A 12,813-nucleotide genomic window follows, 5' to 3' on the forward strand; every position below is an offset into this window, starting at 1 on the left:
AACAAAATGGGTTTAAATTTAAGGCAATACCCGGTGGATAGTGGAGATTAGATATTCTTTCGGGTCGCGAAAATATTCCCAGAAAAATATTCCGGCTAAGTTATTTTTTTGGATGTACTTACACTTTTGCTTAATAGATTTTTCGTCGTCGTAGGTAATAAATATTTTACTATCCGAATTAAACAAATAAGGCGCTTTGGCTTTCCGGTCCCAGTAACGCTTATAACCCTGTTGGTTAATTAGGGCATCTTTAATATCGGAATAGCCACCGCCTTGGGTTGATTTTACACGGGGCTGGTTTAAACCTCTGTTCTTGGTGCTGCCGGCTTCCCAACCTTTCCCGTAAAAAGCAGCGCCTAAACCTAACTTGTGCGCCGGAACGCCAGCGGCTATAAAATTTTTAACGGATTGATCGGCCGATGAACCCGGTACCTCGCTTTTAGCCGGGTACAAATTGGTATGGTGCCCAACGGTATTGTTTTTACCGGAGTAGTCGTAAGTCATTAAATAAATATAATCGAGGTATTGCTGCACCTTATCCATTTCGGTGTTTTGAATGAAGGATTTAGACCCACCTACAGCCGCCGTTAATTCGTAGTGCTTACCGGTTTCGGTTTCGAACTTATCCAGTTCTTCCCGCACGGCTTTAAACATTAAGGTATAGTTCTGTTTATCCTCGGGCCGGAAAATATTCCCTTCTTCGCCTTTCATGGCGGGGTATTCCCAATCAATATCTACCCCATCCAATTTATACTGTCGGATTATATCTACGCTGGTGCGGGCAAATAAAGCGCGGGAAGTGGGCGTTAAAACGGCATCCGAAAAAAAATCGCTCCAGCCCCAACCGCCAATGGATATTAAAATTTTTAAGTTTGGATTTTTAAGTTTCAGCGCATTCAGCTTCCGGAAATTAATGGAATCGGTAGCCAGATTGGTGAGCACTGCCATGCTGTCTTGGCAGTTCACAAAGGCGTAAATAATGTGCGTTAATTTTTCGGCGTCAATTTCCTCGGCGGCTACTAAACCGCGGAAACCTCCCACATAACCCGTTACCACGTACTTTTTGGGCTTGGGTGTTTCTGTTAATTTGGGATTAGCGAAAACGGTTACAAAAGTAAAAAAAGCCAGACAAACTAAGCGGAGTTGTTTATTTATCATAACTAATGAAGTAATCTGCTAGCGTGAATCTTAAATGTAATTACATAAAAGGTAATAGGCACTATTCGTCCTATTTTTCGGCCTTTTAAAATTTGTTGATGAAAGTAACATAGGTATTTAGCCTACTTTCTTCATCGGCATCAAACGGCGTGGCAATCTTTTGCAGTCAATCTTTTTACCTGCCTTTTAAATGAGCGTGGCGGGCAAGGATGAGCAATTGATTTAATTAACACTTTTAAATATAAACTTATTATTAATAAAGACACCAATCCTGTAAAACCGGGCTACTTAGTCAAGTTCTTTTTCTGGTTAGCACTAATATTTTAGTTGCGTTTTCTTAAGAAATATGTAGCAAAAACAAGTTAGTCGGATGAGTAATCTGAGCAAATCGTTTGGGCTAATTTTAGAATCTTAGATTATTCTATTATATTAAAACTTCTATTTACTTGGTTAAAAGTTTATATGTACCCCTTCGTCCTGAAAAATTTAAAAAAACTCACCTATTCCTCTTTATTCTTTATCGGTTTAGCTGTTTTACTTATTCTAGGAAGTTGCGCTCCCAAGAAAAAACAAAGTAGTTTGGTCTGGGATAAAAACCTCTATACCATTGGTTCGCAATCGTCGCCGCGAGCCGAAGATTTAAATAAGGACGGCATTTTGGATATTGTAATGGGTGGAGGGAAAAACGAATTTCAGCAAAGTGACCAAGGCGTATTGGCTCTGAATGGCAAAACCGGTGAGGTATTGTGGCAACAGGAATCCCCGGATCAGGTATACGGCTCCGCTACTTTTTATGATATTTCCGGGGATGGGATAAAAGATATTTTTATTGGCGGAAGATCCCCCAACTTAAAGGCGCTGGATGGGAAAACCGGTAAAGTTATCTGGAAGTACCAATACCAGTACGAGAAAGATCCAGTATTACGCTATGCCCGTTTTAATTTTTATAATATTGCCTTAGTTCCTGACCAAAATAAAGATGGTTCACCGGATTTACTGGTCCTTAATGGCGGTAATGCCCAAGCAAAACCTAATTCCGAAGCGGATCGGTTTCCGGGGGTATTAATGGTGATGGATGCGAAAACGGGGTTGGTTTTAGCTGCCGACACCATGCCCGACGGCAAAGAATCGTATATGTCGCCACTGTGCTTTAAACAGCCCGATAGCCCGGATTACAACATTATTTTTGGTACCGGCGGCGAAACCATTCCGGGTAGTTTGTATACCGCGAAGCTCTCCGATTTAATGGCCCGGAAATTAAGCCGAGCCAAAGTACTCGCTTCGGAGCAAGGCCACGGCTTTATTGCCCCTCCCGTTTTAGCCGACATAACCCAGGATGGGAATTACGATATTGTAGCCATTTCGCACGGCAGCAGCATTTTTGCCATTGATGGAAAAAACCAGCAACAATTATGGAAACAAAATATTCCTGGTACCGAATCGAGTAATAGTTTTGCGGTAGGCTATTTCACCGACGATGCTATTCCGGATTTTTTCACTTTCGTAAGTAAAGGCGCTTGGCCCGCTAACACCGGCACGATGCAAATTTTACTGGATGGCAAACACGGGAGAATAACTTACCAGAATTCTTTAGGTTGTTCCGGATTTTCTTCGCCGGTAGTTTATGATTTAAACAACGATGGCCAGGACGAAGTAATTATCAGCATCAACGAATACGATTGTTCGCGCGATTTAATTAATCAAGCTTCTTTCCCGATAGAAAACAAACTTTTAGCCATTAACTTTAAAGACAAATCCATTAATACCATTGATCAAACCAAAGGCTTTAAAAATATTTTCTCCACTCCCTGGATTGGCGATATGGATAATGACGGCTACCTGGATATTGTCCATTGTCAGTACTTCAGTCATTCCGATATTCTCTCTTTTTTGGGTATGCGGGTGAAACGCATTGATACGCCCATTAAAATCAAAGAAAAACCTTTGTGGGGTTCTTACATGGGTTCTGACGGCAACGGCTTGTTTTCGGCGGTTCGGTAGGTGATGATAAACAAGTAGTAGGTGGTAGGTTTTAAGTTTTACGTTGAATCTGTTTCGGATTTCAAATTATTAAGAGAAAATTCCCTTTCTCAAGAACAATAAGCTTCTTTTAAGGTAAATGGTTACAACAAAGTCGGACTAAATTGAAAATTTAAATTTACTCCTGCGTAAAAAAGCCATTACCTTCGTTCTTATTCTTATAAGTATTCCTACTTCTGCAAAGCACCATGAAATTACACTACCGCGATTTAGGTCAGGGTACTCCGTTCGTAATCTTACACGGTTTATTTGGTATTTCGGATAACTGGCAAACCTTAGCTAAATACTGGAGTCAGAAATACCACGTGTACTTACTCGATTTGCGTAACCACGGCCGTTCGCCGCAAAGCACCGATTTTAATTACGACTTAATGGTCGAAGATTTATCCGAATTTATAACGGAACATAACTTAGTTAATCCGGTTATTATGGGCCATTCCATGGGTGGTAAGGTTGCCATGAACTTTGCTCTTAGTCATCCCAATCAGGTGAGTAAGTTAATAGTGGTGGACATTGCGCCCCGCCCCTACCCGGTACACCACCAGGATATCATTAACGGCTTAAATGCCATTGATATTAGCACCATGACCAGCCGCACCGAAGCGGAAACGGCTTTGGAACCTTACATTCCGGAAACCGATGTCCGCTTATTCCTGCTGAAGAATTTGTACCGCAAAGAAGATAATTCGTTTGGCTGGCGCATGAATTTAGCCGCCATTGAGCGTAACATTGCAGAAGTTGGCCGCGAAACTATTGCGGATGTTCCTTTTACCAAGCCTACTTTATTTGTAAAAGGAGGCAATTCCCGCTACATTCAGGAAAAAGATGTACCCTCCATTCAACGATTATTCCCGAACGTACAACTTGTTACCATCGAGAATGTTGGCCACTGGGTACACGCCGAAGCGCCCGAAAAGTTTTACCAGTTGGTTGTAGATTTTATCGGTTAATTACATGGCTGCTTCTGGTACCGTTTACCTCATTCCCACCGTTCTCGCTGAAGATACCGCGACAGCCGTCATCCCGGCCCAGGTAGCCCAATGCATTTCCGGATTGTCGTACTTTATCGTGGAAAATGCCCGTACGGCCCGGCGTTACATTAAAACCATGGCTCCGGAGAAAGTGATTGAATTGTTGCAGATTATGGTAATTGATAAAAATTCTTCGGAAGCCGAGGTTAAAAAAGCTTTAGATCCGATTTTAAAAGGGCAAAACGCCGGTATTATTTCGGAAGCCGGCTGCCCCGGCGTAGCTGATCCGGGTGCTGAAGTAGTGAAATTGGCGCATCGCGCCGGAATAAAAGTGGTGCCTTTAGTGGGTCCATCGTCGATATTAATGGCTTTGATGAGCTCGGGCTTTAATGGGCAGTCGTTTGCCTTTCACGGGTATTTGCCCATTGAAAAAAAGACCGGGTGCAAGCCATCCTAAATTTAGAAAAAGAAATGCTGCAGCGCGACCAAACGCAAATTTTCATGGAAACGCCTTACCGCAATAACCAAATGCTCACTGATTTATTGCAACAACTTCATCCTACTACCCGCCTTTGCATCGCCGCCAATATTACCGGTCCGAACGAATTTATTAAAACCAATACCATCGCCAACTGGCAAGGCCACTTACCCGATATTCATAAGCAGCCCACGATTTTTTTAATTTACCGCCCGTAGTTTACTATTTTTGGTAATGCCCATCTGCCGCTGGTTATTCTTTTTTCTGATTTGGTTTATACCGGTTTTTAGCTCTGCCTACCCGCAAGTGGCACGTAAAAAACTGCCCTTGCAACGCTATGAATACAGCCACCCCCAAATGGGCACCATTTTCCGGATTGTTCTTTATGCTCGTTCCGTACCCCAAGCTCAGGCGGCCGCCCAAGCCGCTTTTAACCGCGTAGATCAACTAAACCAAATAATGAGCGACTATATTCCGGATAGCGAACTGAATCAGCTTTCGGCTTCGGCAGGTACTGGTAAAGAGGTAAAACTAAGTCCGGATTTATGGCAGGTATTGCAAATATCGCAAGAAGTTGCCCGAAAAACGCAGGGTGCTTTTGATGTAACGGTAGGCCCATTGGTGCAACTTTGGCGCCGTTCCCGCCGACAGCAGCAACTACCCAGCCCGGAAGTTCTGGCTAAAGCAAAAGCCGCAACCGGCTACCAACATCTGCATTTAAATAAGAAAAATCAGACAGCAAAATTACTGGTATCGGGTATGCAATTGGATTTAGGCGCTATTGGCAAAGGCTACGCCGTAGATGAAGCCATGGAAGTGCTGCGGCAAAAAGGGATAAAAATAGCGCTCGTGGATGGCGGAGGAAATATCCGGGTAAGTAAAGCTCCACCGGGTACCAAAGGCTGGGTGCTTGATTTAAGCATTAGCAACGAAACCGACCACATTGGCGGAAAACAAATTTATTTGAAACACGGCGGAGTGGCTACTTCCGGTGATTTATACCAATTTGTAGAATTAAACGGCTTGCGCTACTCGCACATTATCAATCCTTTTACCGGTTTAGGCCTTACCGATCAGCGTCGGGTAACTATTGTGGCTAAAAACGGCACCAATGCCGACTGGCTCTCCACCGCCTTAAGTGTATTGCCCATAAAGCAAGCCCTGACTTTAGCTAACCGCACTCCTAAAGCGGGTGCTGCTATTGTGAGTAACATTAATGGCACTACTCAGCAGCAATCGCGCCGCTTCCGGCAATTGAAATGGGTAAAGTAATACAGGCAGCTGCATGGAAAAGACCTAAATAGAACGGATTTCCTGTTTCTTTCATTTCTACTTTCCCTACTCTCTCTAAAATTTATTCTAATTAAAATAGTATTCTCAAATACCCGGTAACAACTTATCTATTAGCCGGATATAAGAGTAAACTTTTAAAAGGAAAATACCTATACCCAGATGTAGAATAACGTTGTTATGAAAAAAGAATTTATCCCGCAGACACCTAAAATATTACTAAGATCCCACTCTCTTCTAAAAAAGTATCACCAAAAAGTACAACTAAATTGAAGAAGTAAGAATACCTTTTTAATTCCCTAATTTACCTTCCTATAGCTTAAAAATACCCAATTTTAGGTATAGGACAAAGGCTATCAACTGCTTACATTTACTAGTTTCCTGGCTGGTTTCTTCAAAGGTGAGGTTCAGGTATGTTTTTTCAAGGTCTTTCATTTTTACACTCATTCGTATTTTTTACACTTTCTCATTTATGAAAATACATGTATCTCTTGGTTACCCGATTCAATTGAATCGGGTATTTAATAATTGGTGGATTTACCTTTGTCCATGCTTTTTGCTGCATTTTACTTTCCCCACCCAAACATTCGCTCAGAATAAAGTTTGGGATAAAACATTGGGAGGAGAAAAACTAGAAATATTAACCGTAGTAAAACAAACCAGCGACGGCGGCTATATCTTGGGGGGTAGCTCCGCCTCCGGAATTAGTGGAGATAAATCGGAGCCTAATAAAGGTGAAAAGGATGAATTTGGCGCTTACCCAAATGATTACTGGGTAGTAAAATTAAACGCTGATGGTTCCAAGGCTTGGGACAAAACTATTGGCGGGAGGGAAGAAGATGTTTTAAATTCCATTCAATTGACCAGTGATGGCGGTTATCTGCTGGGGGGCACTTCCACTTCCGGCGTTAGCGGCAACAAAAAGGATATTAATTATGGCGCCTCCGATTACTGGCTGGTGAAATTAGATGCGAAGGGAAACAAGCTCTGGGATAAAAGTTACGGCGGTAAAGGTTCCGATAATTTAGTCTCGCTGCAGCCAAGCAGCGACGGTGGTTATCTCTTAGGAGGTTCTTCTACTTCTGGCATTAACGGCAATAAAACCCATCCCAAAATAGGCCGCAGTGATTTCTGGATCGTGAAGTTACAGGCCGATGGCACTATGATTTGGGACAGAACCTTTGGCGGCACGAACGATGATTTTCTTAGCACTTTTGTAAGTACTCCGGATGGGGGCTGTTTACTCTCTGGTCAGATTTATGAAATAGGTACTAAATTGATTAAAGTTAAAGCCGATGGCTCTCAAGATTGGGAAAAAACAGTAGGATACCCCGAAATAATTGCTTTACAAACAATTAAGGAGGGAGGATTTATAGCGGGCTATTCAGTAAGTACTTCTTCCGCATCTTTTAATTACGGAATACGGAAATTAAAATCGGATGGCACTCCGGTTTGGGAGAAAAGTTTTGGCGGTAATGATTCTGATTATTTAAAGTTCCTGCAGGTTACTACGGACGGTGGTTATATCTTGGGAGGCACTTCTTATTCGGATAGCAGTGGCGTAAAAACGGAGCATAAAAGAGGCACTTGTCTGGGTGAAAATTTCTTCCTGTCATCTTGTGGCACGGATTACTGGGTACTAAAATTAAACGCGGATGGCACGCAAGAATGGGACCGGACCATTGGCAGTGAAGAGTACGATGATTTAACCTTTTTGCAGCAAACCAAAGAAGGGGGCTATATTCTGGGGGGTACCGCTTCCTCTGGTAGTAGTTACGACAAAACCCAAACTAGTAGAGGGAGTAACGATTACTGGGTAGTACAACTGGATAATACTGTTCGGCAGAATCAAACAATAACCTTTGCTCCTATTGTATTAACGAAAATCGTAGGTGATGCGCCTTTTGCTTTAGAAGCCAAAGCTAGCTCCGGCCTGCCGATTGCTTTTCGGGTATTATCCGGACCCGCTACCGTAAAAGGCAATATAGTAACTCTTACCGGGGTGGGGGAAGTTCGCGTGCAAGCCTATCAGGCGGGTAATGCCACGTATAATTCAGCGGCTACCGACCAAACTTTTGTCGTAGATGAACGCAAGTATATTACCAAACAATGGGACAAAACCTACGGTGGCTTTAACCAAGAGACGCTTTCGGCTTTAATCCCCACTCCGGATGGCGGTTACCTGGCAGGTGGTTATTCTAACTCGGGTAATACCGGAGATAAAAGTAGCCCTGGTAAAGGACGAAATGATTATTGGCTAACCAAACTAAATAATCAGGGACAAAAGGAATGGGATAAAGCTTATGGCGGAAATAATGGAGATAGCCTAATGGCACTTGTTGCTACCCCTGACGGCGGTTTTTTACTCGGCGGTACTTCCTATTCCGGCAAAAGTGGCGACAAGAGCCAGGAAATCAGGGGTTCCGGGCAAGGAATATACGGACATGGAGATTACTGGCTGGTGAAGATAGATGCCCAAGGCACCAAGCTCTGGGACAAAACTTACGGTGGCAATGCCGCCGATGAATTGATGGCCTTAATGACTACCCCCGACGGCGGTTTCTTACTCGGAGGCACTTCGTATTCCGGTAAAAGCGGGGATAAGAGTCAGGCCAGTAAAGATACCGAGCAAGAAGCTTACTTAAGAGGAGACTACTGGCTAGTAAAAGTAGACGCGAAGGGCACCAAGCTTTGGGATAAAACTTTCGGCGGGGGTGGTTCGGATAAGCTAATGGCCCTAGTAGTTGCTCCGGAAGGAGGCTACTTAGTAGGAGGTTCATCAACTTCTGGAATATCCGGGGATAAAAGTGAGGTTAACCGCAGTCTGGAAGATTATTGGGTAGTGCGTTTAAAAGAAGATGGCAGTAAAATATGGGATAAAACCTTGGGCGGCCTACCGGAAACCGTTTACTATGATGAGTGTAATGAAAATTGCGAGATGAAGGTAGGACGTTCCATCTTAACGGCTTTAGTGGCTACCCCAGACGGAAGCTTCTTATTAGGTGGTTATTCCAACGCGGAGAAGGGAGCCGATAAAACGGACGGCAATTTGGTTGGCTCTTACAGTTCTTCTATATTAAATGATTATTGGATAGTAAAAATAGATAGTAAAGGCAAGAAAATGTGGGACAAAACTTACGGCGGCATTTTTTCGGAAAAAGTATTAGATTATGATATCGGCACATATTTTACCGGTAATTCCCAGCTTAGCTCTATTATTGCTACCCCGGATGGCAATTACTTACTTGCCGGCACCTCAGATTCGGATAAAGGCCGCGATAGGAGTGAAAATGCCCGGGGAGGCGGCGAACTCTATATTTACCTTTTCCGGGGAGAAATTCCGGACGACTACCGCATTGGACGAAGAAGCGAAAGAGACTATTGGGTAGTGAAGATAGATGAAGAAGGTACAAAAAAATGGGATAGAACTATCGGCAGCCGCGATTTTGATGTACTCAAGGCCGTTGTACCAACGGCGGATGGCAGCTATGTTTTAGGCGGTACTTCTAACGGCTTAATTGGGGGAGATAAAACAGAAGCCACCCGCGATACTACCCAATTTGCGGCTGGCGCGAGCACCGACTTCTGGCTCGTAAAAGTAAAAGACGAAACTTCCACCCCATCGGCTGTCTGGAATATGCGATACGGGGGTACGGGAACTGATAATTTTACGGTTGCAATCCCCACTTCCGATGGCGGTTACTTAGCGGGTGGTTATACGAACTCAGGTTCAAGCAAAGATAAAAGCCAGACCAACCAGGGTAAGAACGATTATTGGATTGTGAAGAGTGACCAGAACGGCAAAAAGCTCTGGGATAAACGCTACGGTGGCTCCGGGGATGATTACCTGAACCGCGTTATTCCAACTCAGGATGGGGGTTACTTATTGGCCGGTTCTTCGCTTTCCGGTAAAAACGGGGATAAATCGGACGCTAACTTGGGTGAGCGGGACTACTGGGTAGTAAAAGTAGACGCTGCAGGCAATAAACAATGGGATAAAACTTTTGGAGGTACGGGTTACGATGAACTTAAGAAAGTAATTCAGCTCGCATCCGGCGAGTACGTACTGGGAGGCTACAGTAACTCGCCCGTGAGTGGCGACAAAAGCCAGGCCAGCCAGGGCGATCACGATTATTGGCTGGTGAAAATTAGCGCAAACGGAGCCAAAATCTGGGACAAAACCTATGGGGGCAACCAGGCAGAAACGCTTAGTAGTTTCACCCCGACCAGCGATGGTGGCTTTTTACTTACTGGCAGCTCGCTCTCCGGGGCAAGTGGAAATAAAAGCCAGCCTAGCCAGGGCAGCAGTGATTATTGGATCGTAAAAACAGATAAAGACGGCAATTTACTTTGGGATAAAACGTACGGCGGCAGCGACCAGGACGAAGTGTATTCGGTAGCTTGGAATGGCAAGGAGTACTTAATCTCTGGTACCAGTTCTTCGGGGAAATCGGGCGACAAGACCCAGTCCAGTCAGGGTGGAAAAGATTACTGGGTAATAAAATTAGATGAAAAAGGCACGAAGCTGTGGGATAGAACTTTTGGCGGTAACCAGGACGATGAGCTAAGAGCCAGTACCTTCACCACGGAAGGCCATTACGTGTTAGCGGGTAAATCTTACTCCGAAGGAAGCGGAGATAAAAGCCAGCCTGGTCAGGGTTTAAGCGATTACTGGGTAGTGCAAATAGAGGAAGACGGGGATAAAGTAGCCGACCAGCGTTTTGGCGGCAGTAGCCAGGAAGAACTGCGCACCGTATTTCAAACCAATGATGGCGGCCTATTACTTGGGGGTCGGTCCGATTCAGGCGTAAGCGGCGATAGAACGCAGCCTAGCCAGGGAGGCACGGATTACTGGTTGGTGAAAATAGCGCCTATAACCACTTCCATAATAGCCGCCAGAATTACTACTCCGGCAACAGAGCCAGTGGTTTCGCTGGAACAGTTAAGAGCTTATCCAAATCCATTCTCCGCGCAAGTAACTATTCGCTTTGCTTTACCCGAAACGCAAACCGCACAGGTAAAAGTATACGATAGTCAAGGGAGAGAAATAGCTACTTTATTTAGAGCAACAGCGCAAGCGCACCAAATATACCAGATAGAATGGCGCGCTTATAATAATGTTAGTGGTATGTATCTGTTGCAATTGCAAACCCCTACCAAGCGTTATCAGCAAAAACTTTTGCTAGCTAGGTAACCTAAACTAGTATAAAATCAGAAAGTCGGATAATATATTTCTATCCGACTTTCTGATTTTATACAGGGTAAATTATTTCTTTAAACAGACTGCGTCAATAGCAAAATTTGTTCTCTAGTATACCTACTTGAAATCTGCCGTTACCGGTAAGCAAGAATACAAACCTCACTGATGAATAAAAAATTAACTAATGGGCACCTTGCGCAGAATGGCTTCGATAAAATCTTTGGTTTTAATATCGTCGGCTTCGGCTTCGTAGTTTAAAATAATGCGGTGGTTTAATACGTCGGAGGCTACCTCTTTAATATCTTCCGGTAATACATAGTCGCGGTCATCGAAAAAAGCCACTGCTTTAGCCGCTAAATTTAAAGCAATACTCGCTCTTGGCGACACGCCAAACTGAATGTAATCAGCAAACTCGTTCAGGTCGTACTCGGCAGGACGGCGCGTAGCAAATACCAGTTCAATAATGTACTTTTCAAGCACTTCCGAAATTTGCACCTGATTAATCTCATTGCGAATAGCAAAAATATCTTCTTTGGTTAGAATAGTGTTAACCACGCCGGCAAACGACATATTGGCCATACGGCGCATTACTTCCAGTTCATCCGATTTTTTGAGGTAATTGACGTACACCTTCATCATAAACCGGTCTACCTGTGCCTCGGGCAAAGGATAAGTTCCTTCGTGCTCCACCGGGTTTTGCGTAGCCAGTACTAAAAAAGGCAGATCCAGTTTAAAAGTATGATCGCCAATAGTTACCTGCTTTTCCTGCATGGCTTCGAGCAGCGCCGATTGCACCTTAGCCGGCGAACGGTTTACCTCATCGGCCAAAATCAAATTGGCAAAAATAGGCCCTTTTTTTACTTCAAACGCCGAAGCGTTTTGGTTATAAATCATGGTTCCGATCAGGTCGGATGGTAGTAAATCGGGCGTAAACTGGATGCGCTGAAAATTTAGATGCAGCACGCGGCTAAGCGTGTTTATCGTAAGTGTTTTGGCTAAACCCGGTACTCCTTCGAGTAAAATATGGCCGCCGGTAAATAAACCAATCAGTAGGCGGTTTACCATGTATTGCTGACCCACCACCACTTTGCCTACTTCGGCAAAAACCTGCTTAATCTTATTCTGATGTTCCTGGATGCGCTCCTGGTAGGATATCTGCGATTCAATTTCCATTACAATACAATAACTGTTTTATGCTTTAACGATGAAACAGAAGTTCGTTGTGTTTCTTTTATTATTTTTTAAAGATAAAGTAAACGGCCAGAACCATAAATATAAAGCCAACAGCGTGGTTCCAAGCCAATTTATCCGTCCGAAAAATAAAGACCGTTATTAAAGTAAATACGAGTAAAGAAATTACCTCCTGAATAATTTTTAATTCGAACATGGAAAACGGCCCTCCATTTTCTTCGAACCCAATTTTATTAGCCGGTACCTGAAACACATATTCAAATAAAGCCAATCCCCAACTAATTAAAATTACGGCTACCAAGCCCATCTGCTGCAACCAGCTTATTTTCTTAAACTGCAAGTGCCCGTACCAGGCAAACGTCATGAATATATTAGAAAATAGCAGTAAAACAACGGTGTAAATACCTTTCCAAGCCATAGAATTTAAATAATTTTTAAAATTACATAAAAGGACCGGAATATCAGGAAACTTAACCCGGGGTTTT

The 12,813-nt window shown here is 43.6% G+C and carries 9 protein-coding genes; 6 read left to right on the forward strand and 3 right to left on the reverse strand.

Going from position 1 to position 12,813, the window contains the following annotated elements; genetic code table 11:
• Positions 1–18 precede the first annotated feature (18 nt).
• On the reverse strand, positions 19–1,158 hold the full coding sequence (locus AHMF7605_RS15610; RefSeq protein ID WP_106930859.1) for a glycoside hydrolase family 18 protein: 1,140 nt from the start codon (positions 1,156–1,158) through the stop codon (positions 19–21).
• 462 nt (positions 1,159–1,620) lie between these two features.
• Between AHMF7605_RS15610 and AHMF7605_RS15615 the strand changes: the two genes are divergently transcribed.
• From AHMF7605_RS15615 to AHMF7605_RS15635, 6 genes are all read left to right on the forward strand, one after another.
• Positions 1,621–3,159 carry an outer membrane protein assembly factor BamB family protein gene (locus AHMF7605_RS15615; RefSeq protein ID WP_106930861.1) on the forward strand — a complete coding sequence of 513 codons (1,539 nt, stop codon included), beginning with the start codon at positions 1,621–1,623 and terminating at the stop codon, positions 3,157–3,159.
• A gap of 227 nt (positions 3,160–3,386) precedes the next feature.
• On the forward strand, positions 3,387–4,148 hold the full coding sequence (locus AHMF7605_RS15620; RefSeq protein WP_106930863.1) for an alpha/beta fold hydrolase: 762 nt from the start codon (positions 3,387–3,389) through the stop codon (positions 4,146–4,148).
• Between the two features lie 4 nt (positions 4,149–4,152).
• A complete protein-coding gene (locus AHMF7605_RS15625) occupies positions 4,153–4,626 on the forward strand; it encodes an SAM-dependent methyltransferase (RefSeq protein WP_317046542.1) in 474 nt (157 codons plus the stop codon).
• Positions 4,611–4,865, forward strand: a complete 255-nt coding sequence (locus AHMF7605_RS30965; protein ID WP_317046543.1) for a hypothetical protein — start codon at positions 4,611–4,613, stop codon at positions 4,863–4,865. The genes AHMF7605_RS15625 and AHMF7605_RS30965 overlap by 16 nt, the downstream gene beginning before the upstream one ends.
• An 88-nt stretch (positions 4,866–4,953) precedes the next feature.
• The gene (locus AHMF7605_RS15630) at positions 4,954–5,919 is read left to right on the forward strand and encodes an FAD:protein FMN transferase (RefSeq protein WP_158267519.1); all 966 of its coding nucleotides are present in this window, start codon (positions 4,954–4,956) and stop codon (positions 5,917–5,919) included.
• 490 nt (positions 5,920–6,409) lie between these two features.
• Complete coding sequence (locus AHMF7605_RS15635) at positions 6,410–11,131, forward strand: T9SS type A sorting domain-containing protein (RefSeq protein ID WP_106930867.1); 4,722 nt, start codon at positions 6,410–6,412, stop codon at positions 11,129–11,131.
• Positions 11,132–11,314: 183 nt separating this feature from the next.
• Here the strand turns inward: AHMF7605_RS15635 and AHMF7605_RS15640 are convergent, their stop codons facing one another.
• Entirely contained in the window at positions 11,315–12,310 is a 996-nt protein-coding gene (locus AHMF7605_RS15640; RefSeq protein ID WP_106930869.1) for an AAA family ATPase, read from the reverse strand.
• A 61-nt stretch (positions 12,311–12,371) separates the two neighbouring features.
• Complete coding sequence (locus tag AHMF7605_RS15645; RefSeq protein ID WP_106933499.1) at positions 12,372–12,746, reverse strand: DMT family protein; 375 nt, start codon at positions 12,744–12,746, stop codon at positions 12,372–12,374.
• Positions 12,747–12,813: the final 67 nt, after the last annotated feature.

The sequence above is a fragment of the Adhaeribacter arboris genome (assembly GCF_003023845.1).
In the GTDB taxonomy this organism is placed as follows: domain Bacteria; phylum Bacteroidota; class Bacteroidia; order Cytophagales; family Hymenobacteraceae; genus Adhaeribacter; species Adhaeribacter arboris.

Coding starts and splice junctions, on each gene's coding strand:
- AHMF7605_RS15610 (WP_106930859.1), bottom strand. CDS start 1,158: ATGATAAATAAACAACTCCGCTTAGTTTGTCTGGCTTTTTTTACTTTT.
- AHMF7605_RS15615 (WP_106930861.1), top strand. CDS start 1,621: ATGTACCCCTTCGTCCTGAAAAATTTAAAAAAACTCACCTATTCCTCT.
- AHMF7605_RS15620 (WP_106930863.1), top strand. CDS start 3,387: ATGAAATTACACTACCGCGATTTAGGTCAGGGTACTCCGTTCGTAATC.
- AHMF7605_RS15625 (WP_317046542.1), top strand. CDS start 4,153: ATGGCTGCTTCTGGTACCGTTTACCTCATTCCCACCGTTCTCGCTGAA.
- AHMF7605_RS15635 (WP_106930867.1), top strand. CDS start 6,410: ATGAAAATACATGTATCTCTTGGTTACCCGATTCAATTGAATCGGGTA.
- AHMF7605_RS15640 (WP_106930869.1), bottom strand. CDS start 12,310: ATGGAAATTGAATCGCAGATATCCTACCAGGAGCGCATCCAGGAACAT.
- AHMF7605_RS15645 (WP_106933499.1), bottom strand. CDS start 12,746: ATGGCTTGGAAAGGTATTTACACCGTTGTTTTACTGCTATTTTCTAAT.